Consider the following 21,352-nt stretch of genomic DNA (forward strand, 5'->3'; position numbering starts at 1 on the left):
GCAGCGGTTCAGTCGAGGAACTCCCCGTCGACGTACACCCAGGCCCCGCCGACCCGCTCGAAACGGCTGCGCTCCTGCAGGGAGCCGCCCCTGAACGAGGCGCGGAACGTCACCGTCCCGGAGCTGTGGAAGGCCGAACCGCCGGTCGTGTCCAGGATCTCGAGCCCGGTCCAGCGCATGCCCGCATCAAGGTCCAGTGAGCCGGGGCGGGTCCGGGGGTGCCAGGTGCGCAGCAGGTAGTCCCGCTCCAGCTTCACGAAGGCGCTGTAGCGCGACCGCATGAGCGCTTCGGCGGTGGGTGCGGCCGACTCGCCCCGGTGGCAGCGACCGCAGCAGTCGTCGTACGTCTCCTGAAGTCCGCAAGGACAGCAGGGCCGTTGCCGTGCGGCCCGTCGGTTCACGGCTGCACCTTCCCGGTGTTGGTCGGCGGATGCGCCGGGCGGGCCGGACCCAGCGTCGGCAGCGGCGGCAGGACAGCCCCGTGCACCCACGCGTCGAAGAGTCCGTCCAGCGACTCGTCCGCGAACCGGTTCACATGGGCCGTGAACGTCGTGGTGCTCACCGCGCCGCCCCGGTGCAGCCCGGCCCAGCCGCGCAGCATCCGGAAGAACGCCTCGTCGCCCATCGCGCAGCGCACCGCGTGCACGGTGAGCCCGCCACGCTCGTAGAGCCGGTCGTCGAACATCGACTTGCGGCCCGGGTCGGCCAGCCGCAGGTCCTGGGGGAGCGAGGAGAGCAACCGGTGCGCGGCGGTGGCCAGTTGCTGGGCCGTACGGCCCCCCGAGCGCTCCGACCACAGCCACTCGGCGTACTTGGCGAACCCCTCGTTCAGCCAGATGTGCCGCCAGTTGGCGATGGACACGCTGTTGCCGAACCACTGGTGCGCCAGCTCGTGCGCGACCAGCCGCTCCCAACCCCGGGCGCCGTCCACGTGGTTGGAGCCGAACAGCGACAACCCCTGGGCCTCCACGGGCACATCGAGTTCCTCCTCCGTGACGACGACCGCGTACTCGTCGAACGGATACGGCCCGAACAGCTCCTGGAACAGCTCCATCATCTGCGGCTGCCGCGCGAAGTCCCTGGAGAACTCCGGCAGCAGATGCGCCGGGATGTGCCCGTGCTGCGGCACCCCGCCCGGACCCGGATCGCCGAGCAGCACCGTCTGGTACTTGCCGATCGACAGCCCGACGAGATAGCTGGAGGTGGGCGCGGCCTGCTCGTACACCCAGGTCGTCGTGGACGCCTTGGCGGTACGCGTCAGCAGCCGCCCGCCCGCCACGACCGCGTAGGCGGAGGGCGTGGTGATCGAGATCTGGTACGACGCCTTGTCGGCGGGCCGGTCGTTGCACGGGTACCAGGACGGCGCCCCGATGGGCTGGCTCGCCACCAGCGCCCCGTCCTCCAGCTCCTCCCAACCGAGCCCGCCCCAAGGGCTGCCGACCGGCTTGGGGTTGCCCGACCAGTGCACCTCGACGGTGAACGCGGCGCCGGGCCGCACCGCCTTCGCGGGCCGGATCCGCAGCTTCCCGCCCCGGTGCGTGTAGTGGGCCGGCCGGCCGTCCACCCGCACCCGGCCGATCTTGAAGTCGGACAGGTTGAGCATGAACTCGGCGAGCTGCGAGCGCCCCGCTATGGCGTTGATCCGGGCGCTCCCGGCCAGCCGGTTCGGGGCGGGGCGGTAGTCCAGCGCGAGCTCGTAGCGGTGCACCCGGTACCGGGCGTCACCGTGCTCCGGGAAGTACGGGTCCGCACCCGCCGCCTGCTGAACTGCCACTGCCGCTTCCGCTCCCTGCGCCGCGCCGCCACTCGGATCCGCCGGTACACCGCTCACCGACTCCGAGTGGCCCGCGTTCAGGGCCGCCATGCCTCGATCGGGTTGCCGAGCCAGCGGGTGTCGTCCGGAACGGACTCCGCGGCCATGACGAGCGACGCGGGGCCCAGCGTGGTCCGGGCCCCGATCGTGCTGCCGGGCAGCACGATCCCGCCAGGGCCCAGCGTGGCGCCCTCACGGAGAACAACAGTATCCGTCCGCAAGATCCGGTCGTGGAAGAGGTGGGTCTGCAGCACACAGCCGCGGTTCACGGTGGCCCCGTCCTCCAGGGTCACCAGGTCGGTCTCCGGCAGCCAGTAGCTCTCCACCCAGACGCCCTTGCCGATCCGCGCGCCGAGTCCGCGCAGCCACGCCGTCATCACCGGCGTACCGGGCACGGAACCCGCCAGCCACGGCACCGCGAGCACCTCGACGAAGGTGTCCGCGAGCTCGTTGCGCCACACGAAGCCGCTCCACAGCGGGTGCTCCCCACTGCGGTGCCGCCCCACGAGCAGCCACTTCGCGGCCATGGACACCAGGCCCGCCACCGCACCGGCCGCGAGCAGCACCACCCCGGCGAGCAGCCAGGCCCACGGCCCCAGCACGCACAGCGCGGCGATCGTCAGCACGGCGAGCCCCGCCGAGCAGAACACGGGCACGATCCGGCACAGCTCCACGAGGCCGCGCGCCCACAGCAGCCCCGCCGAGGGCTCGTACGTCCGGCTCTGGTCGCTGCCGACCGCGCTGCGCGGCAGCTTCACCGGCGGCAGCCCCAGATACGACGTGCCCTTCTTCGCCTTCTTCGGCGTCGCCGACAGCACCCCGACGAGCCCGCCGTCCGGCACGGTCCGCCCCGGCGCCGTCATCCCCGAGTTCCCGAGGAACGCCCGCCGCCCGATCTCCGCCCGCCCGATCCTGACCCAGCCGCCACCGAGCTCGTACGGGGCGGTCAGCGTGTCGTCGGCCAGGAACGCGCCCTCGCCGACCGTCGTCAGGCTCGGCAGCGCCAGCACGGTCGACACCTCGGCGCCCCGCCCGATCCGCATCCCGAGCAGCCGCAGCCACACCGGCGTGACCAGCCCGGCGTACAGCGGGAACAGCGTCTCGCGCGAGCGGTCCATCAGCTGCGTGACGGTCCACGCCTGCCACCCGACCCGGCTGTGCGTCGGATACGTCCCCTCGCGCAGCCCCAGACTCAGCAGCCGTACGGCGACCAGGAGCAGCAGCGCGTACGCCAGCCCGTAGGCGAGCGTGGCCGGGACGAGGGCGAGGAAGGCACCCCGGAGCGGGGTGTCCCCGGCGAGGAAGGGACGGGCGACCAGGAAGGCCGCCCCGCCCGCCAGCACGGGGAGCAGGGTCAGCGCGAGACCGGTGAGGCCGTACATCACACCCCAGTACGTCCCCCGCGCCGGACGTTCCTTCGGCCAGTTGCGCTTGGCCTTGCCGAGCTTGACCGCGGGCGCGCCCGCCCAGCGCTGCCCCGTCGGAATCTGGCCGGTGACCGCCGAGCCCGGCGCCACCTCGGCCCGCTTGCCGACCCGGGCGCCCGGGAAGAGCATGCTGCGCGTGCCGACGACGGCGTGTGCGCCCACCTTGACGTGGCCGATCTCCAGCCGGTCGCCGTCCAGCCACCAGCCGGACAGGTCCACCTCGGACTCCACGGCGGCGCCCCGGCCCAGCTTGAGCATGCCGGTGACCGGCGGCAGCGAGTGCAGATCCACGTCGGGACCGATCTTGGCGCCGAGCGCCCGCGCGTACCGCTCCAGCCAGGAGCCGGTCAGCGAGGTCGCCCCGGTGAACTCGGCGAGCCGCTCGGCGGTCCACAGGCGCAGGTGGACGCTGCCCCCGCGCGGATGGCGGCCGGGCTGGACGCCGCGCAGCAGCAGCCGGGCCCCGCCCGCGGCGATCGCGAGCCGTCCGGGCGGGCTGAAGAGGGCGAGGGCGCCGGCGCCGATCAGCCACCAGGAGGCGGACGGCAGCCAGCCGTGGGACGGCAGGAGGTTCCCGACGGCGGCCAGCGGCACCAGCCAGCGCAGCCCCATCAGCGTGAACAGGGGGATCAGAACCAGGAGCTGGATCACCTGGGCCCTGAGCGGCACCGGCGCGATCACCCGCGCGGCCCCGTCGTCCTGCGCGGACTCCTCCAGGTGCCGGGCCAGCTTCCGCAGCGTGGGCCGCTGGTAGATGTCGAGGACCGCCGCGCTCGGGTAGCGGGCGCGCAGCCGGGTGGTCAACTGGGCGGCGGCCAGGCTGGAGCCGCCGATCGCGAAGAAGTCGTCGCGGGCGCCGGAGACCGGGATGCCGAGGACTTCCGCCCACTGCTCGGCGAGCCAGGCCTCGGTCCCGTACAACTGCTCGGTTTTCGCACCGCTTTCGAGCCCCTTCAACGGCCAGGGCAGCGCGTTGCGGTCCACCTTGCCGGAGGTCCGGGTCGGCAGGTCGTCGACGGGAGCGATCAACGGCACGAGCGCGGCGGGCAGTTCGGCCCGCAGCTTCTCCACGGCCGCCGCGTGGTCCCAGCCGTCCTGTGTGACGACGTACCCGACGAGGAGCTGGTTGCCGCTGCGGGCGGTGCGCACGGCGGCGGCCGCTCCCGCGACCCCCGGCAACGCCTGGAGAGCCGCGTCGACCTCACCGAGCTCGATCCGCCGGCCACCGAGCTTGATCTGCTCGTCGGCCCGTCCGAGGAAGACCAGCCCCGCGGGCTCCGCCTTCACGAGGTCACCGCTGCGGTACGCCCGCTCCCAGCCCAGCGACTTCAGCGGCGCGTACTTCTCCGCGTCCTTCTCGGCGTCCAGGTACCGGGCGAGCCCGACGCCGCCGATCACCAGCTGCCCGCTGCCGCCCATCGGCACGGGATCGCCGGCCTCGTCGACGACGGCCAGCTCCCACCCGTCCAGCGGCAGCCCGATCCGGATCGGCGCCTCGCCGCTCATCAGCGAGGCGCAGGCCACCACGGTCGCCTCGGTCGGCCCGTAGGTGTTCCACACCTCGCGCCCCTCGGTGACCAGCCGCTGCACCAGCTCGGGCGGGCAGGCCTCACCGCCGAAGATCAGCAGCCGTACGTCGTTGAGGGTCTCGGGCTCCCACAGCGAGGCGAGCGTCGGCACCGTGGAGACCACGGTGATCTCCTGCTCGACCAGCCAGGGTCCGAGGTCGGCGCCACTGCGGACCTGGGAACGCGGCACGGGCACCAGACAGGCCCCGTACCGCCAGGCCAGCCACATCTCCTCGCAGGAGGCGTCGAAGGCGACCGACAGCCCCGCCATGACCCTGTCACCGGGACCGATGGGGTCGTCCGTGAGGAACAGCGCGGCCTCGGCGTCCACGAAGGCGGCGGCGCTGCGGTGCGAGACGGCCACCCCCTTGGGCCTGCCGGTGGAGCCGGAGGTGAAGATGATCCACGCGTCGTGCCCGATGCCGGGCCGCGCGGCGGGGACCTCGGCGCGCCCGTTGACGGTCAGCTCGTGCCCGGCGCCGACCACGGCCCGGACCTCCGCCTCCCCGAACACCAGCTCGGCCCGCTCATCGGGGTCCTCGGCGTCGACGGGGACGTAGGCGGCACCGGCGGCGAGGACGGCGAGGATCGCGACGTAGAGGTCATTGGTGCCGGACGGGACCCGGACACCGACCCGGTCGCCGAGCCCGACCCCGGCCTCGGCGAGCCGCTGCCGCAGCCGTTCCACCTCGACGGCCAGGGCGCGGTAGGTGAGCCGGGTCGTGCCGTCGTCCAGGGCGAGCTCGTCGGGGTAGGACCGTACGGAGGCGTCGAAGACGTCGACGAGCGTGCGGGGGGAGGGGGCGGGGCCCCCGGAGAAACGGGCGGTGTCACCGAACTGTTCGCGGATCTCTGCGCTGAACTCTTCGTTGAGCAGGCCGAGAGCACTGCTCTCGTCTATGGCTGCCATCGGTCCTCGCGTCTCGATCCCGGAGCCTCCGGGGCGCTGGCGGGCCCGCAGGTCTGCCTGGGGTTGTCCGGCTCCAGCTCGTAACAAGCCGGAAATTTTAGTACGAAGGTAGGTCCGTGCCGCTTGATCGGCCATGCGGGAGGGCCGTCCGGGGCCCCCTCATGAGCACCGGGAACGCTGTGACCTGTGGGTCTTCACTCCCGAGAGAGATCGCCCACACTGTGCGTGAGGGGCTCTGTCATGCTCGGCCTGGGGATCTTTCGCCTTGGCGGAGGGTGGGGTCCTGCTGAAGGACGAGGAGGACGCCCGGTACCGGTGGAACCCGGTGCCCGTCGATCGGTCCTGGAACGCGAACGGTGCCAGTCGAAAGATCGACTGGCACCGTAGCTGGTGTCCGAGGGGGGACTTGAACCCCCACGCCCGATAAAGGGCACTAGCACCTCAAGCTAGCGCGTCTGCCATTCCGCCACCCGGACAAGGTGTCTGTCGTGCGGGGTTGCCCCCGCGGCGACGAAGGAAACATTACCAGGCTTTCGAGGGGGTCCGATCACCCCCCGTCCCCGAACCGGGGCGCACGTGAACGCGGTGTGACGGGCCGGGCCCGGTCTTGGGGACGGCCGGGTCGCGGGGAGAGGATGAGGGCAACCACCAGCAGTGACAGCGGGAGGAACAGCGTGAGCGACACGGACACGGCCAGGGGCGTCACCGGCGAGGACGAGGTCGTGGACCTCTGCCGCGAGCTGATCCGGTTCGACACCAGCAACTACGGCGACCACTCCGGCCCGGGCGAGCGCAAGGCGGCCGAGTGGGTCGCGGAGAAGCTCGCCGAGGTGGGGCTCGACCCGCAGATCTACGAGTCGCACCCGGGCCGCGCCTCCACGGTGGCCCGGATCGCGGGCGAGGACCCGTCCCGGCCCGCCCTGCTGATCCACGGCCACCTCGACGTCGTGCCGGCCAACGCGCAGGACTGGACCCACGACCCGTTCTCGGGCGAGGTCGCCGACGGCTGTGTGTGGGGGCGGGGCGCCGTCGACATGAAGGACATGGACGCCATGACCCTGGCGGTCGTCCGCGACCGGTTGCGCAGCGGGCGCAGGCCCCCGCGCGACATCGTCCTCGCGTTCCTCGCCGACGAGGAGGCCGGCGGCAAGTTCGGAGCCCGGCACCTCGTCGACCACCACCCCGACCTCTTCGAGGGCGTCACCGAGGCGATCAGCGAGGTCGGCGGCTTCTCCTTCACCGTGAACGAGCAGCGTCGGCTCTATCTGATCCAGACGGCCGAGAAGGGCATGCACTGGATGAAGCTGACCGTGGCCGGCACGGCGGGGCACGGCTCGATGATCCACCGGGACAACGCCATCACCGAACTGTCGGAGGCGGTCGCGCGGCTCGGCCGCCACCGGTTCCCCGTGCGGGTCACCAAGACCACCCGGGCATTCCTCGACGAACTCGGCGACGCCCTGGGCACCGAGCTGGACCCGGAGGACATGGAGGGCACGCTCGCCCGGCTCGGCGGCATCGCCAAGCTCATCGGCGCGACCCTCAGCAACACCGCCAACCCCACCCAGCTCGGTGCCGGCTACAAGGTCAACGTCATCCCGGGCGAGGCCACCGCGCACGTCGACGGGCGCTTCCTGCCCGGCTTCGAGGAGGAGTTCCTCGCCGACCTCGACAAGATCCTCGGCCCCAAGGTCAGGCGTGAGGACGTGCACTCCGACAAGGCCGTCGAGACGACCTTCGACGGCGCGCTCGTGGACGCCATGCAGTCCGCGCTGGTCGCCGAGGACCCGGCCGCCAAGGCGATTCCCTACATGCTCTCCGGCGGCACCGACGCCAAGTCCTTCGACGGGCTCGGCATCCGCGGCTTCGGCTTCGCACCGCTCAAGCTGCCCCCGGAGCTGGACTTCGCCGGCATGTTCCACGGTGTCGACGAGCGGGTTCCCGTGGACGGGCTGAAGTTCGGCGTGCGCGTTCTCGACCGGTTCATCGACGCGAGCTGACGCGTCTGTCGCGGGTTTACGCCTGTTGACGCGTTTATTCGGCCGCGCGTGCGAAATCGGCCGGGAAGGGTGAATGCGCTCATAAGCTCGTATCCCCATTACTCCCTCCTCGTTACAGGTGATGCGATCCGCTGATTGGGATCGCATTTGCCAACTAGGAGGAACAATGATCAAGAAGATCGTCGCCGCTGCGGCCGCCACTGGTGGCCTGGTTCTCGCGGGTGCGGGCCTTGCCGTCGCCGATGCGGGTGCGCAGGGTGCCGCTGTGGGCTCCCCGGGTGTGCTGTCCGGCAACGTCGTTCAGGTTCCGGTTCACGTCCCGGTGAACGTCTGCGGCAACACGGTCTCCGTGATCGGCCTGCTGAACCCCGCCTTCGGCAACACCTGCATCAACAAGTGATGTTCTGCCTCGCCCTTGGTTGACAGGGATGAGCCCGTCGGCCCCGGAGCGCAAGCCATGCGTTCCGGGGCCGACGGGCCTTTCGAAAAGAACAGAACCGCTGTGCAGCGGTATTTCGAGGCAAGGTCGAAAGCAGGGATTCGGTACATGCGACAAGTCACCCGCAAGAGCCTGATGACAGTGGCGGCCGCGACCGGCGTGATCGCCGCCGCGGGAGGTGCCGCCCACGCCGACGCGGGCGCGAGCGGATCGAGCGCGAACTCTCCCGGCGTGCTGTCGGGCAACACCGTGTCGGTGCCGGTGCACGTACCGGTGAACGTGTGCGGCAACACCGTGGACGTCGTCGGGGTCCTCAACCCCGCGATGGGCAACAGTTGCGCCAACAAGGGCGGCGGCAGCGGGGCGTCCGGCCGGCACGGCGGCGGCCACGGGGGGCACGGCGGTTCCGGAGGCTCGCACGCCGGCGGTCACACCGGTGGCTCGCCCGGCGTGGGCTCGGGCAACCACGTCCAGGCGCCGATCGACGCTCCCGTGAACGTCTGCGGCAACAGCGTCGACATCATCGGCATCGGCAACCCCGCCATGGACAACGACTGCGGCAGCGGCTACGGCGGCGGACAGCACACCCCGCCCGGCAGTCCGGGGCACCCTGGCAGCCCAGGGCACCCCGGCACCCCCGGACATCCCGGTACTCCGGGTCACCCGGGGAATCCGGGACAGCCCGGCACCCCCGGTCACCCAGGGAACCCGGTGGAGCCCGGCCACCCCGGCCAGCACGGAAACCCCGCCACCCCCGGGGCGAACGGCGTGACTCCGGGCGGTGGCAACCACCCCGGTACCCAGACGGTCACCCAGCCCCTGGGCAGCGCGCAGCTCGCCCAGACCGGCAGCGACCTGCCGATCGGGCTGGTCCTCCCGGCGAGCGCCGGGGCGCTGCTGGCCGGCGCGGTCCTCTACCGCAGGGGCCGGGCCTCGGTCTAGGGCATTCCGCGTGAAACGGAGCGGGCCCCGCCTCGGCGGGGCCCGCTCCGTTCGTGCTGTCTCACCACGTGGCACGCACCTGGCGGATGATCCGCCGGCGCAACCGCACCCTGCGGCTGCCGTCCCGCATCAGGCTCAGTCGGTCCAACTCCCAGTGTCCGTACTCGGCATGGTCCGTCAGCAGACGTGTGGCGTCCTTGCGGGAGACCCCGCGCGGTACGTACACGTCGACAAATTCGTATTCCGGCATCGCATCTATTGTGCGGGCCGGGGCCCGGTACGGATAGCGTCTGCACTATGTCTGATGCTGTGCAGCCCACCGCTGCCGAGGTACGTGCCGCCGCCGAGGCGGTCAAGACCGCGCTCGACCGCCACCTGGCCGCGGTCGAACGGAGGTCGGGGGAGGACGACCCCGCCGTCTACGAGGCCTTCAACGAACTGGCCGCGGCCGCCGAGGTGTACGACGAGCTGCTCTACGACCGCTACGACGAGGTCACGCCCTTCGAGATCCCGGGCGCGGAGGACGCCCCTCCGTACACGGGCCCCGAGGAGCCGAACGCGCTGAGCGTGCTGATCCGCCGTGACTACGCCGTGGCGGAGCCGCAGCGGTTGCTGGCGCAGGCCCAGCGGGTCGAGGCGGCCGACGAGGGTCTCGGCACGGAGGCCTCCGGCACGGTGCACGGTGCGCTGGAAGTGCTGTTCGGTGAGTTCGAGCCCGACGAGATCGCCTCCCGCCACAAGGAGTTCGGTCTCGAGGAGGGCGACTCCACCCTGTGGGTGACCGCGGCGGACGAACCCGCCGAGCCGGGGGAGTGGCTGGAGACGCCGTTCGAGCAGGTCGACGTGGAGCGGGTGGTGTGCCGGTTCGATGTCAGCGCGGTGTTCGACGACGACCTGGACGACGACGCCGACGAGCCCGACGTCGAGGACGAGGATCTGGAGCCGCTGGACGCGGATCGTCGCTGAGGCAGGTGAGCGCGGCCCCGGAGGAACGATTTCCGGGGCCGCGCCCCCTTTTCGGCCGGGTCAGCCGACCGTCGGCGACTGTGTCCTGAGGAGGACGGGCAGCCGGGTCGTCCGGGCCTTGGCCGCGATCTCGGCGACCGCCCTCGCAAGGGCCTGGTCCACGCCGTGGACCACGGACAGATGGCGGTCCGCCCTGCTGAACGCCGTGTAGACCCAGGGCCGGCTGAGAGCCTGCGCCGCGTCCCCGGGCAGCACCACGACCGCCGCCGGCCAGCGGCCGCCCACCGCCTGGTGCGCGGTCAGGGCCCAGCCGTGCCGCACGGACTGCTCCACGCGCTCCTTGGGCACGACCACGGGCTCACCGGAGCAGGTCAGGTGCAGGCCGTCCGCGTCGGCCTGCACCACCTGGCCCGGGAGCGTACGGCCGGGTGCCGGGGAGTAGGCGACGCGGTCACCGGGGTCGAATCCGCCGAAGCGGCCGGGGCCGGGGTTGAGACGCTCCTTCAGGGCCGCGTTGAGCACGCGGGTGCCGACGGCTCCGCCGTGGCCCGGGGTGATCACCTGGGTCTCCTCGGCGGGGATCCCGATCGCCCGCGGCACCGAGTCCGCGACCAGCTGCACGGTCCGGTGCACGGCCTCGCCCGCGTCCCGCACCGGCACGATCACGACCTCCTTGCCGGGAGCCTCGACCTGGTTCAGCTCACCGATGCCGATCCCGGAGACCAGCTCGCCCAGCGGTCCGGGGTCCGGCCGGCGTGAGGCGACCTGCGGGCAGATCCGCGCGGCGAGCAGATCCGCGAACACCCGACCGGGCCCCGCCGACCACAGCACCGCCGGATCCCCGGCCAGCACCAGCCGCGCCCCGTCCGGCAGCGACTCCACGAGCAGCGCGGCCGTCTCGACGTCCAGCTGAGGCGCGTCGAGCACGACGAGCAGGTCGAGATCGAACGCCCCGTCGGCATCCCGACCGGGGCCCTCGGCACCGGAGAGCAGCCCGGCGACGGTGGCGACGGTCCGCGTGGGGGCGGGCGAGTCGGCTTCGAGCAGGACACCGAAGCGGTCGCGGCCCAGTGGGCTGTGCGTGGCCGCCCACGCCCGCAGCCCGAGCCCCCGCGCCGCCGCCAGCAGCGCCGCCGGTTCCGCCAGGGACGCCTCGCCGCCGGTGTGCAGGACCAGGCCACCCGCCGCCACCGCGCGGATCAGCTCGGCGGCCGAACCCTTGGCCGACGCTGCGGCGCGCTCCCAGTCCTCGGCCGAACCGTCCTCCTTGGGCACGGAGTTGATCAGCCGGGCCAGCCCGTCGGCGAGGCTCTCCTCCGCGAGGGCGTACCGCTCCAGCCCGACCAGGATCCGGACCGGCTGCTCCGCCTCCTCCTCGTGGTCCCCCGCGGGCTCCGGGGCCGCCGGCTCGAGGGCGTCCTGGAAGACCAGGGCCTCGGCCTCGGCGATGGTGCTCTGTACGGCCGCGTCGGCGTCCGGCACCCCCCGCTGGGCCAGCGCGGCGGTGAGCACCGGCATCTCCAGCGCGGTGTGCCCGGCGAGCGCCGCCTGCTCCAGGAGCCAGACGGTCACCGCCCGCCCACGCCGCTCGTCGTCCGGCGCGCACTCCGCCCCGAGCAGTGCCCGCGCGAACCCGTCGGCCTGTTCGGGCCGTACGCCCGTGACCCGCAGCAACTGCCAGGGGTCGGCCCGCAGCTGGTCGTCGGCACCCTCCCCGAACACCGCGGCGACCTGTGCCGCGAGGGCCTCGGGCGCCCCGCCCTCGGCCAGCACCCGCCGTACGGCCTCCACGGTCTCCGGCACGGGCGCGCCGACGGCACCCCCGACACCGACCGCGGCTGCGCCCCCGACCCCGGCCGCCTCCGCCGACACCGGCCGGGTCCGCACCGGCTCCTGGGCGGGCCGACGCGGTGGCTCCGGCTCGCTGAAGACGGCGGCCACAGGCTTCGCCCCGCTCTCCACCGCGCGTACGGCGGCGAGGAGATCGGCCGCCTTCCCGCTGAGCTTGGCCCCGCTCTCGAGGGGCCCCTGCTTCTCGGCCTTCCGCCGGGCGATCCGCTCCCGCTCGATCCGCTGCGCCGCCAACTCGGCCTCGGCCTCGGACAACTGGGCCTTGTCCTTGTCCGCATCAGCCTCAGCGGAGTCAGCGCCCTCGCCCGCCTCGGTCCCCGGTTCCACGCCGGCGCTCTCACCGGCCTCGGTGCCGGTCGCCTCTCCCGTGACCGCTTCGCCGCCCCCGGCGCTCGCCCCGGCACCGGCCGTCCCCTGCTCCGGCGCTCCCCCCGTGCCCTCCGGCTCCGGCGCGGCGCCCCGCGTGCCCGGCTCGGTCTTCTCCGTGGGCTCCGGCTCCGTGCTCACAGCGTGCTCCAGTCGTGATCGGGATAGCGGTGCACGGGCGCCGACACATCGTCGAGCGCCCGGCAGATCTCGTCAGGAAGACTAAGGGCCTCCACTGACAATGCCGCCGTGAGCTGCTGCGAGTTGCGCGCGCCGACGATCGGCGCGCTCACCCCCGGCCGGTCCCGGACCCACGCGAGGGCCACCTGGAGCGGCGTCACCGCGAGTCCGTCGGCCGCCGTCGCCACCGCGTCCACGATGTGGCTCGCGGTGTCGTCGAGGTACGGCGCGACGAACGGCGCCAGATGCTCCGAGGCGCCGCGTGAGTCGGCCGGAGTGGAGGTGCGGTACTTGCCCGTCAGGACCCCACGGCCGAGCGGCGAGGAGGGCAGCAGCCCGATGCCCAGATCGAGCGCGGCCGGCAGCACCTCCCGCTCGATCCCGCGCTGCAACAGTGAGTACTCCAGCTGTGTCGCGGCCAGCCTGGTCCGCGTCCCGGGCGCCGCCAACTGCCAGGTGCCCGCCTTGGCGAGCTGCCAGCCGCAGAAGTTGGAGACCCCGGCATAGCGGGCGCGGCCGCTGCTGACCGCAAGGTCGAGGGCCTGGAGTGTCTCCTCCAGGGGGGTGTGGGGGTCGTAGGAGTGGATGTGCCAGACGTCGACATAGTCCGTGCCGAGCCGGGCCAGTGAGTCGTCGAGAGCGGAGAGCAGATGTCCGCGCGAGCCGTCGATGCGGATCTCCGGGTCGGGCACGCTGCCCGCCTTCGTGGAGATGACCAGGTCCCGGCGCGGGACCAGCCCTTCTATGAGGCGTCCGAGCAGATACTCGGCCTCCCCGTCGCCGTACACGTCCGCCGTGTCGACCAGCGTCCCGCCCGCCTCCCAGAACGTTTTCAGGAGGTCCGCCGCGTCGTGCTCGTCGGTGTCCCTGCCCCAGGTGAGGGTGCCGAGTCCGATGCGGGACACGCGCAGGCCGGTACGGCCGAGATGCCTCTGCTCCATGAACGCCGAGATTACTGGCCAGAACCTGTCGCGTGGGGGCCTGTGGACAACGGATTGTGACAGGCGCACGGGAATCCCGCCGGTCACCGGGACGGGCCGCGACCTGCCCCGGCGGGCTCTGCCGCGCTAAGGTCTGCCGACAAGGACGTTACTGATCGGTAAGGGGAATCGGCCATGCAGCTCGGGATCAACCTCGGCTACTGGGGCGCCGGAATGGACGCGGACAATCTCGCCGTCGCCCAGGAGGCCGACCGGCTCGGATACGCCGTCTGCTGGGCCGCCGAGGCCTACGGCTCGGACGCCGCCACCGTGCTCACCTGGGTCGCCGCCCAGACCGAGCGCATCGACGTCGGCTCGGCCATCTTCCAGATCCCGGCCCGCCAGCCGGCGATGACCGCGATGACCGCCGCGACCCTCGACTCCCTGTCCGGCGGCCGTTTCCGCCTCGGTCTCGGCGTCTCGGGCCCGCAGGTCTCCGAGGGCTGGTACGGCGTCAAGTTCGACAAGCCGCTGGCACGCACGCGTGAGTACGTCGAGATCGTGCGCAAGGCCATGTCCCGCGAGCGCCTCTCCTACGAGGGACAGCACTGGACGCTGCCGCTGCCCGGTGGCCCCGGCAAGCCGATCAAGCTGACGGTGCACCCCGAGCGCGAGCACATCCCGCTGTACATCGCCGCGATCGGCCCGAAGAACCTGGAGCAGACCGGCGAGATCGCCGACGGCGCCCTGCTGATCTTCCCCTCCGCCGAGCACCTGGAGGACACCGCGATCCGCCATCTGCGCGCCGGGCGCGAGAAGGCGGGCAAGACCCTCGACGGGTTCGACATCGCCCCGACCCTCCCGCTCGCCCTCGGCGAGGACAAGGACGTCACCGCGCTCGCCGACACCTTCCGCCCCTACACCGCGCTGTACGTGGGCGGCATGGGCAGCCGCAAGCAGAACTTCTACAACCAGCTCGCCCAGCGCATGGGCTTCGAGTCGGCGGCCGCCGAGATCCAGGACAAGTACCTGGCCGGCGACAAGGACGGCGCCGCGGCCGCGATCCCGCACGACCTGATCGACAAGACGACACTGCTCGGCTCCGTGGACCGCATCGCGGACCGGATGAAGGAGTACGCGGCCGCCGGCGTCACCACCCTGACCCTGGCCCCGGCCGGCTTCACCCTCGACGAGCGCCTCGCTGCGCTCCGCGCCGGCACCGAGGCCCTGGAGCGCGCGGGCCTCGCGTAGACGTCGCTCCTCGGACCGGCTCCGCGGCCGCGGCGACTCGCGAGCGGCCACGGAGCCGATCCGGAACGCCTGATCACAGCCAGCCCGTCGCATCACGCCGTGGCCGGGGAGCCGGTGGGTCGACCTCGCGCGTACCCCGCTCGACCGCCGGAGGTTTCCGCGGCCGTGGTGGGGGCTCGGGGGTCTTCCCCGCCACGGCCGTCACGTGATTCAACGCGCTCACGCCCGTGCGGTTACGCCCCCGCGCCGACCCCGGTGGTCCTCCTTTTGGCGGAGTTGTCCGACACAGCTGTTGCAGCACCCCTCGCGCCGCATTTGACTCGTTCTTTGCGGATCGCCGCGGAGTCCGGCAGAGAGGTGCCCCACGATGCTTTCGGCCAAGAGCCTGTTCCAGGAGATCCTCGACCACGACGAGTCCTTCCGGCTGTTCTGCTCCATCGCGGCCAGCGGGGAGTCGCAGGGCGGTTGGGAGAACGCCCGTATCGCCGCTCTGGTGCCGCGGAGCGAGCGCGAACTCGCCCCCAAGATCACCCGGCACGGGGCCGACGAGGACAAGCACGGGCGGATCTTCACTGCCCTGATCAAGAAGCGGGGCCTCGAACCCGTCCCCGTCCCGCCGGAGACGGACTACACGATGCTCCTGGAGAAGCACGGCATCGGCCTCGCCCACGACAAGCTCAGGGGCGACGAGCCGCTGACCGTGCACGACATCGTCACCTACCTCGCCCACAGCCGGGTCACCGAACAGCGGGCCTCCGAGCAGATGGAACTGCTGCGCAGGCACTTCGCCGACCATCCCGACCTCGGCCGGGCGGTACGGATGATCTCGGCCGACGAGGACAACCACCTCGCCTACTGCCACGAGGAACTGCTGCGCTTCGCCCACGCCGGCCACGGCCGCGTCATCCAGCACACGCTCAGAAAGTGCGCGCTGGCCGAGATCCGCGTCTACCGGGACGTCAGCCTCGCGGTGATGGCCCACATGGGCCGCATCCTCGGCTGGTCCCGGGCGAAGTCCGCCCTCCTCGCCGCCGGCATCCACGGCGTCTACGCCTACGAACGCGCCGCGGGCTGGCGCCGCATGGTCTCCCTGAAAGCGCCGGAGCGCCGCGACGCCCTCGGCGGACCCGCCACCTCCGCCCCCGAGTTCGCCTGAGCGCCCGCTACAGCCAGCCCCGGCGCTTGAACGTCCGGTACAGCAGCACTTCCAGCACGGCCATCAGCGCGATCACCGCCGGATACGCCCACACCCAGTGCAGCTCGGGCATGTGCTCGAAGTTCATGCCGTAGATCCCCGCGATCATCGTCGGGATCGCCGCCATGGCCGCCCACGCGGAGATCTTCCGCATGTCGTCGTTCTGCCGGACGCTCATCTGCGCGAGATGCGCCGACAGGACGTCCGACACCAGCCGGTCCAGGCCCTCCACCGACTCGTTCACGCGCGCGAGATGGTCGTTGACGTCCCGGAAGAAGGGACGCGCCCTGTCGTTCACGAACGGCACCGTCCCGCCGTACGCCCCCACCCCCGCGAGCCGGGTCAGCGGCATCGAGAGCGGGACGGTGGCCCGGCGGAACTCCAGGATCTGCCGCTTGAAGGTGTAGATCCGCGACGCCGTGTTACGGGAACCGCCACCGTCCGGCGAGAACACCTCCGCCTCCAGCTCCTCCAGGTCGGTCCCCAGCTCCGTCGCCACCTCCAGGTAGTGGTCCACGACGGCGTCGGCCACCGCGTACAGCACCGAGGTGGGCCCCTTGCCGAGCAGCTTCGGTTCGTGCTCCAGGCGCTCCCGTACGGCCTTCAGCGGCGAGCCCACGCCATGACGGACCGTCACCACGAAGGCGTCGCCGAGGAAGAGCATGACCTCGCCGGTGGACACGGTGTCGCTCTCCGGCTCGTACACCACCGGCTTGAGAACGACGAACAGCGAGTCGTCGTACACCTCCAGCTTGGGCCGCTGATGCGCCTTGAGGGCGTCCTCCACCGCCAGCGGATGCAGTCCGAACTCCTTGGTGACCAGCTCGAACTCTTTCTCCGACGGCTCATGCAGGCCGATCCAGACGAACCCGCCCCCCAGCCGCGCCTGATCCAGCGCGTCCGACAGGTCCTCGGGCCCCTCGGTCCGGTGCCCCTCTCGGTAGATGGCACAGTCAACGATCACGGAGCGTATTCTCCTGTCGCTCGCAAGACATTGCATTCCGGCGTACGCCTACCCTTGCCGCATGCCCACGTTGATCCTTGTCAGGCACGGACGATCCACCGCGAACACCGAGGGGCTGCTCGCCGGGTGGACGCCCGGGGTCGCCCTGGACGAACGCGGCACCGCACAGGCCGCCTCGCTGCCAGGCCGGCTCGAAGGGGTGCCGATCTCCGAGGTCGTCGCCAGCCCCCTCCAGCGCTGCCAGGAGACGGTCCAGCCGCTGCTCGCCGCCCGCCCCGGCCTCCCCGCGCACAGCGACGAGCGCATCGGCGAGTGCCACTACGGCGACTGGTCCGGCCGCAAGCTCGCCGAGCTCATGGACGAGCCGCTCATGGAGATCGTCCAGGCCCATCCCTCGGCGGCCGCGTTCCCGGGCGGCGAGTCCATGCGCGCCATGCAGACGCGCGCGGCGGAGGCCGTACGCGAGTGGAACGCGCGCGTGGAGCGCGATCACGGAGCCGACGCCGTCTATCTGATGTGCTCGCACGGCGACATCATCAAGTCGCTCGTCGCCGACGCACTCGGACTTCATCTCGACCTGTTCCAGAGGATCTCCGTCGAACCCTGTTCCCTCACCGTCATCCGCTACACACGGCTGAGGCCGTTCCTCGTCCGCCTCGGCGACACCGGTGACTTCGCCTCCCTGGTGCCGCGCGAGGAGGCCGCGGGCGGTGACGCCCCGGTCGGTGGTGGTGCGGGCGCACCGTGATCGTCGGGCGCAGTAGGGTGAAGCGGTTCACTCACGCGCGTTCGCACATGGACGTTCCCGTCGTTCCCGTACTCACGAAGCCAATGGAGACAGGACGTGTCCCGTCAGGTGTTCCTCTATGACCCGCCGGACCGTTTCGTGGCCGGCACGGTCGGACTGCCCGGGCGCCGTACGTTCTTCCTCCAGGCCACGGCCGGCCCCCGAGTGACCAGCGTGGCCCTGGAGAAGACGCAGGTGGCCGCCCTCGCCGAGCGGATGGACGAACTCCTCGACGAGGTCGTGCGCCGCAGCGGCGGCAGCGCCTCCGTGCCGGCCGTGCCACTCACCGAGATCGCCGACACCGCCCCCCTCGACACCCCCGTCGAGGAGGAGTTCCGGGTCGGCACCATGGCCCTCGCCTGGGACGGTGAGGAACAGCGCATGATCGTCGAGGCGCAGGCCCTCGTGGAGTTGGAGGCCGACTCCGAGGAGGACCTCGCCGAGGCCGAGGAGAGACTCCTCCAGGACGAGGAGAACGGACCCCCGATGCTGCGGGTCCGGCTCACCGGCGCGCAGGCCCGGGCCTTCGCCAAGCGCGCCCTGGACGTCGTCAACGCGGGGCGGCCGCCGTGCCCGCTGTGCAGCCTCCCGCTCGACCCGGAAGGACACGTATGTCCGCGCCAGAACGGATACCGCCGCGGAGCGTGACCACGGTAGAGCTGCTCACCCGGGGTGAGCTGACGGTACGCGGGCAGATCCGGGACGCCTCCAACGCGGTGCTGCACTGCTCCGTCGCGTACGAGGGCCAGGAGGTCTTCTGCGTCTACAAGCCGGTCCGTGGCGAGCGGCCCCTGTGGGACTTCCCGGACGGCACCCTCGCCCAGCGCGAGGTCGCCGCCTACGAGGTGTCCGAGGCGACCGGCTGGGGCCTGGTGCCGCACACCGTGCTGCGGGACGGACCCTTCGGCGAGGGCATGTGCCAGCTGTGGATCGAGGGCGTGGCCGGCAGCGAGCTGCTCGCCCTGGTCGACGGCGAGGAGCCCGAACCGGGCTGGAAGGCCATCGGCCTCGCCGAGGTCGGCGAGGGGAAGACCGCGCTGCTGGTGCACGCGGACGACGAGCGGCTGCGCAGGCTCGCCGTCCTCGACGCGGTGATCAACAACGCGGACCGCAAGGGCGGCCACCTGCTGCCCGCCGAGGGCGGCCGCCTCTACGGCATCGACCACGGCGTGACCTTCAACACCGAGAACAAGCTGCGGACCCTGCTGTGGGGCTGGGCGGGTGAGCCTCTGACGGGGGAGGCGGTCGAGGTCCTGAAAGGTCTCAAGGAGGCGCTGTCGGGCGGGCTGGGCACCCGGCTGACCGCCCTGATCACCCCCGCCGAAGTCGACGCCACGCGCGCGCGTGTCGACGCGCTGCTGGACTCCGGGACGCACCCCGAACCGAGCGGCGAGTGGCCGGCCATTCCCTGGCCGCCCGTCTAGCGGCACACTGCACACGGGCCGTACCGCACACTGCACACAGGCCCGTACCGCGCAAGAAGGCCTTACCGGCCATCCGGCCCGGTCCGGTTCGTATACGGAACATCAGTCCGGTTAGGCTCATGACATGCATGCCTGGCCCGCTTCCGAGGTCCCCGCCCTGCCTGGTCAGGGCCGCGACCTGAGGATCCACGACACCGCGACCGGTGGTCTGGTCTCCCTCGACCCCGGTCCTGTCGCCCGTCTCTACGTCTGCGGCATCACGCCGTACGACGCCACCCACATGGGGCACGCGGCGACCTACAACGCGTTCGACCTCGTGCAGCGCGTGTGGCTCGACACGAAGCGTCAGGTTCACTACGTCCAGAACGTCACCGACATCGACGACCCGCTCCTCGAGCGCGCCGAGCGGGACAGCCTCGACTGGGCCGCCCTCGCCGAGAAGGAGACGGCCCTCTTCCGCGAGGACATGACCGCCCTGAGGATGCTGCCCCCGCGGCACTACATCGGCGCGGTCGAGGCGATACCCGGCATCGTGCCGCTCGTCGAGCGGCTCCGGGACGCCGGTGCCGCCTATGAACTCGAAGGGGACACCTACTTCTCCGTCGAGTCCGACCCGAACTTCGGCAAGGTCTCGAACCTCGACGCGGCCGCCATGCGGCTGCTCTCCGCCGAGCGCGGCGGCGACCCGGACCGCCCGGGCAAGAAGAACCCGCTGGACCCCATGCTGTGGATGGCCGCCCGCGAGGGCGAGCCCAGCTGGGACGGCGCCTCCCTCGGCCGGGGACGCCCCGGCTGGCACATCGAGTGCGTGGCGATCGCCCTCGACCACCTCGGCATGACCTTCGACGTCCAGGGCGGCGGCTCCGACCTCGCCTTCCCGCACCACGAGATGGGCGCCTCGCACGCCCAGGTGCTGACCGGCGAGTTCCCCATGGCCAAGGCGTACGTCCACGCCGGCATGGTCGCCCTCGACGGCGAGAAGATGTCCAAGTCCAAGGGCAACCTGGTCTTCGTGTCCCAACTGCGGCGCGACGGCGTGGACCCCGCCGCCATCCGGCTGGCGCTGCTCGCCCACCACTACCGGGCCGACTGGGAGTGGACCGACCAGGTCCTCCAGGACGCCGTGGACCGGCTGGGCCGCTGGCGTGCCGCCGTCTCCCGGCCCGACGGACCCTCTGCCGAGACGCTCGTCGAGGAGATCCGCGACGCCCTCGCGAACGACCTCGACGCGCCTACCGCGCTGACCGCCGTCGACCGCTGGGCCGCCGCACAGGAGGAGCACGGGGGGACCGACGCGGGAGCGCCCGGTGTGGTGACCCGTGCGGTCGACGCGCTGCTCGGCGTGGCCCTCTAGCAGGACGTGAACAAGGGGCGTTCCCTCCGCCCGGAGGAGGCGCCTCTTCGTTTTCAGCCGCTCCTGCAGACAGTCGCGGCCGTCATGTGATGGGGTGCGTGCGTCGCTCGACCGTTCGGCCGGGTGTGCGCCGGCCCCTTCGCGGAAGGACGCACCGTGGCAACCGCAGACCGTTCCTTCGCACGTCGCACACTTCCGACCACGACCGCCGCGCTGACCGGAGCGGCCCTGCTCGGCGGCACCGCGCACGCGGCCGAGCCCCGGCACACGGCGTGGCCCGCGCAGTTCCCCCTCCCCGACGGCTTCCAGCCCGAGGGCATCACCATCGACTCCGAGCCGTACGCCTACTTCGGCTCGCTCGCGAACGGCGACATCTACCGGGCGAGCCTGGCCACCGGCCGCGGCGAAGTCGTCGCGAAAGGCGCCGGCCGCCCCACGGTGGGCCTGAAGATCGACCGGCAGGGCCGCAGACTTTCATCGCCGGCGGAGACAGCGGCGAGATCCGGACCGTCGACGCCCGCTCCGGCGAGACCGAGCAGGTGTACGCCACCGGCGGCACCCTCATCGACGTCGCCGAGGCCACCGGCGCCCCGGCCGCCCCCCGACCGCAGACGCCCGACGGCCGCGCCCTGCTCGTGGTGAACGGCTTCGCGAACGGCGGTGGCCTCATGCGGGTCGACCCGCACACCGGCGCCGCCCGGGCCGTCGACCTCGGCACGGCGAAACTCCCCAACGGCGACGGCCTGTTGCTGCTCGGCCGGATCCTCTACGCCGTCCAGCAGCAGCAGAACGCGATCGACGTGTTCCGGCTGAACGACTCCGGTACCCGGGGCACCGCGATCACCCGGATCACCGATCCGCGCTTCCGCATCCCCACCACGGTCGCCGCCTGGGGCAGGCGCCTGTATCTGCCCAACGCCCGCTTCGACGTGGAGCCCACGCCCACCACCGACTACGACGCGGTGGCGGTGCGGCAGGTCTGACACGGCCGAGGG

General features: G+C 72.0%; 17 protein-coding genes, 1 tRNA gene and 1 pseudogene. 11 read left to right on the plus strand and 8 right to left on the minus strand.

Annotated elements, in window-relative coordinates; all coding sequences use genetic code 11:
* Positions 1-8 precede the first annotated feature (8 nt).
* The 4 genes from ABZT02_RS22645 to ABZT02_RS22660 form a co-directional block, all read right to left on the minus strand.
* The gene (locus tag ABZT02_RS22645; RefSeq protein ID WP_356019830.1) at positions 9-401 is read right to left on the minus strand and encodes a YchJ family metal-binding protein; all 393 of its coding nucleotides are present in this window, start codon (positions 399-401) and stop codon (positions 9-11) included.
* Positions 398-1,774 (minus strand): M1 family metallopeptidase, encoded by a 1,377-nt coding sequence (locus ABZT02_RS22650; protein ID WP_356019832.1) that lies wholly within the window; start codon positions 1,772-1,774, stop codon positions 398-400. Before ABZT02_RS22650 ends, ABZT02_RS22645 begins: the two co-directional genes overlap by 4 nt.
* A gap of 77 nt (positions 1,775-1,851) precedes the next feature.
* Entirely contained in the window at positions 1,852-5,718 is a 3,867-nt protein-coding gene (locus ABZT02_RS22655) for a Pls/PosA family non-ribosomal peptide synthetase (RefSeq protein ID WP_356019834.1), read from the minus strand.
* Between the two features lie 388 nt (positions 5,719-6,106).
* A tRNA-Leu gene (locus ABZT02_RS22660) sits at positions 6,107-6,194 on the minus strand.
* A 198-nt stretch (positions 6,195-6,392) separates the two neighbouring features.
* On the opposite strand from ABZT02_RS22660, the gene ABZT02_RS22665 reads away from it, so the two are divergent.
* From ABZT02_RS22665 to ABZT02_RS22675, 3 genes are all read left to right on the plus strand, one after another.
* Entirely contained in the window at positions 6,393-7,718 is a 1,326-nt protein-coding gene (locus ABZT02_RS22665; protein WP_356019837.1) for a M20/M25/M40 family metallo-hydrolase, read from the plus strand.
* A gap of 166 nt (positions 7,719-7,884) precedes the next feature.
* Positions 7,885-8,118 (plus strand): chaplin ChpH, encoded by a 234-nt coding sequence (gene chpH / locus ABZT02_RS22670; protein ID WP_020117753.1) that lies wholly within the window; start codon positions 7,885-7,887, stop codon positions 8,116-8,118.
* Positions 8,119-8,265: 147 nt separating this feature from the next.
* Positions 8,266-9,099, plus strand: a complete 834-nt coding sequence (locus ABZT02_RS22675) for a chaplin family protein (protein ID WP_356019840.1) — start codon at positions 8,266-8,268, stop codon at positions 9,097-9,099.
* Positions 9,100-9,160: 61 nt separating this feature from the next.
* Here the strand turns inward: ABZT02_RS22675 and ABZT02_RS22680 are convergent, their stop codons facing one another.
* Positions 9,161-9,349 (minus strand): DUF5703 family protein, encoded by a 189-nt coding sequence (locus ABZT02_RS22680; protein WP_007380901.1) that lies wholly within the window; start codon positions 9,347-9,349, stop codon positions 9,161-9,163.
* Positions 9,350-9,396: 47 nt separating this feature from the next.
* Here ABZT02_RS22680 and ABZT02_RS22685 point away from each other — a divergent pair, with 47 nt between their 5' ends.
* Positions 9,397-10,065 carry a hypothetical protein gene (locus ABZT02_RS22685; protein ID WP_356019843.1) on the plus strand — a complete coding sequence of 223 codons (669 nt, stop codon included), beginning with the start codon at positions 9,397-9,399 and terminating at the stop codon, positions 10,063-10,065.
* 60 nt (positions 10,066-10,125) lie between these two features.
* Here ABZT02_RS22685 and ABZT02_RS22690 read toward each other — a convergent pair whose 3' ends face one another.
* Positions 10,126-12,423 carry a helix-hairpin-helix domain-containing protein gene (locus tag ABZT02_RS22690; protein ID WP_356019846.1) on the minus strand — a complete coding sequence of 766 codons (2,298 nt, stop codon included), beginning with the start codon at positions 12,421-12,423 and terminating at the stop codon, positions 10,126-10,128.
* A complete protein-coding gene (locus ABZT02_RS22695) occupies positions 12,420-13,403 on the minus strand; it encodes an aldo/keto reductase (protein WP_356019848.1) in 984 nt (327 codons plus the stop codon). The genes ABZT02_RS22690 and ABZT02_RS22695 overlap by 4 nt, the downstream gene beginning before the upstream one ends.
* Positions 13,404-13,577: 174 nt before the next feature.
* Here ABZT02_RS22695 and ABZT02_RS22700 point away from each other — a divergent pair, with 174 nt between their 5' ends.
* On the plus strand, positions 13,578-14,633 hold the full coding sequence (locus ABZT02_RS22700) for an LLM class F420-dependent oxidoreductase (protein WP_356019850.1): 1,056 nt from the start codon (positions 13,578-13,580) through the stop codon (positions 14,631-14,633).
* 367 nt (positions 14,634-15,000) lie between these two features.
* The gene (locus tag ABZT02_RS22705) at positions 15,001-15,789 is read left to right on the plus strand and encodes a ferritin-like domain-containing protein (protein ID WP_356019852.1); all 789 of its coding nucleotides are present in this window, start codon (positions 15,001-15,003) and stop codon (positions 15,787-15,789) included.
* A gap of 7 nt (positions 15,790-15,796) precedes the next feature.
* On the opposite strand, the gene corA is transcribed toward ABZT02_RS22705, so the two are convergent.
* A complete protein-coding gene (corA, locus tag ABZT02_RS22710; protein ID WP_356019854.1) occupies positions 15,797-16,792 on the minus strand; it encodes a magnesium/cobalt transporter CorA in 996 nt (331 codons plus the stop codon).
* 61 nt (positions 16,793-16,853) lie between these two features.
* Between corA and ABZT02_RS22715 the strand changes: the two genes are divergently transcribed.
* The 5 genes and pseudogenes from ABZT02_RS22715 (at position 16,854) to ABZT02_RS22735 (ending at position 21,340) form a co-directional block, all read left to right on the plus strand.
* Complete coding sequence (locus ABZT02_RS22715) at positions 16,854-17,540, plus strand: histidine phosphatase family protein (protein WP_356019856.1); 687 nt, start codon at positions 16,854-16,856, stop codon at positions 17,538-17,540.
* Positions 17,541-17,636: 96 nt separating this feature from the next.
* The gene (locus ABZT02_RS22720) at positions 17,637-18,227 is read left to right on the plus strand and encodes a DUF3090 domain-containing protein (protein ID WP_356019859.1); all 591 of its coding nucleotides are present in this window, start codon (positions 17,637-17,639) and stop codon (positions 18,225-18,227) included.
* Positions 18,191-19,003 (plus strand): SCO1664 family protein, encoded by an 813-nt coding sequence (locus ABZT02_RS22725; RefSeq protein WP_356019861.1) that lies wholly within the window; start codon positions 18,191-18,193, stop codon positions 19,001-19,003. Before ABZT02_RS22720 ends, ABZT02_RS22725 begins: the two co-directional genes overlap by 37 nt.
* 124 nt (positions 19,004-19,127) lie before the next feature.
* The gene (gene mshC / locus ABZT02_RS22730; protein ID WP_356019863.1) at positions 19,128-20,357 is read left to right on the plus strand and encodes a cysteine--1-D-myo-inosityl 2-amino-2-deoxy-alpha-D-glucopyranoside ligase; all 1,230 of its coding nucleotides are present in this window, start codon (positions 19,128-19,130) and stop codon (positions 20,355-20,357) included.
* 156 nt (positions 20,358-20,513) lie between these two features.
* Positions 20,514-21,340, plus strand: a pseudogene (locus ABZT02_RS22735) (superoxide dismutase).
* Positions 21,341-21,352 lie beyond the last annotated feature (12 nt).

Source organism: Streptomyces sp. NPDC005402, from assembly GCF_040606575.1.
Taxonomy (GTDB): domain Bacteria; phylum Actinomycetota; class Actinomycetes; order Streptomycetales; family Streptomycetaceae; genus Streptomyces.

Bases quoted from the DNA above. Each gene is read 5' to 3' on its own strand.
- chpH (WP_020117753.1), top strand. From the start codon at position 7,885: ATGATCAAGAAGATCGTCGCCGCTGCGGCCGCCACTGGTGGCCTGGTT.
- ABZT02_RS22705 (WP_356019852.1), top strand. From the start codon at position 15,001: ATGCTTTCGGCCAAGAGCCTGTTCCAGGAGATCCTCGACCACGACGAG.
- ABZT02_RS22675 (WP_356019840.1), top strand. From the start codon at position 8,266: ATGCGACAAGTCACCCGCAAGAGCCTGATGACAGTGGCGGCCGCGACC.
- ABZT02_RS22680 (WP_007380901.1), bottom strand. From the start codon at position 9,349: ATGCCGGAATACGAATTTGTCGACGTGTACGTACCGCGCGGGGTCTCC.
- ABZT02_RS22655 (WP_356019834.1), bottom strand. From the start codon at position 5,718: ATGGCAGCCATAGACGAGAGCAGTGCTCTCGGCCTGCTCAACGAAGAG.
- ABZT02_RS22700 (WP_356019850.1), top strand. From the start codon at position 13,578: ATGCAGCTCGGGATCAACCTCGGCTACTGGGGCGCCGGAATGGACGCG.
- ABZT02_RS22695 (WP_356019848.1), bottom strand. From the start codon at position 13,403: ATGGAGCAGAGGCATCTCGGCCGTACCGGCCTGCGCGTGTCCCGCATC.
- ABZT02_RS22715 (WP_356019856.1), top strand. From the start codon at position 16,854: ATGCCCACGTTGATCCTTGTCAGGCACGGACGATCCACCGCGAACACC.
- mshC (WP_356019863.1), top strand. From the start codon at position 19,128: ATGCATGCCTGGCCCGCTTCCGAGGTCCCCGCCCTGCCTGGTCAGGGC.
- ABZT02_RS22685 (WP_356019843.1), top strand. From the start codon at position 9,397: ATGTCTGATGCTGTGCAGCCCACCGCTGCCGAGGTACGTGCCGCCGCC.
- ABZT02_RS22725 (WP_356019861.1), top strand. From the start codon at position 18,191: ATGTCCGCGCCAGAACGGATACCGCCGCGGAGCGTGACCACGGTAGAG.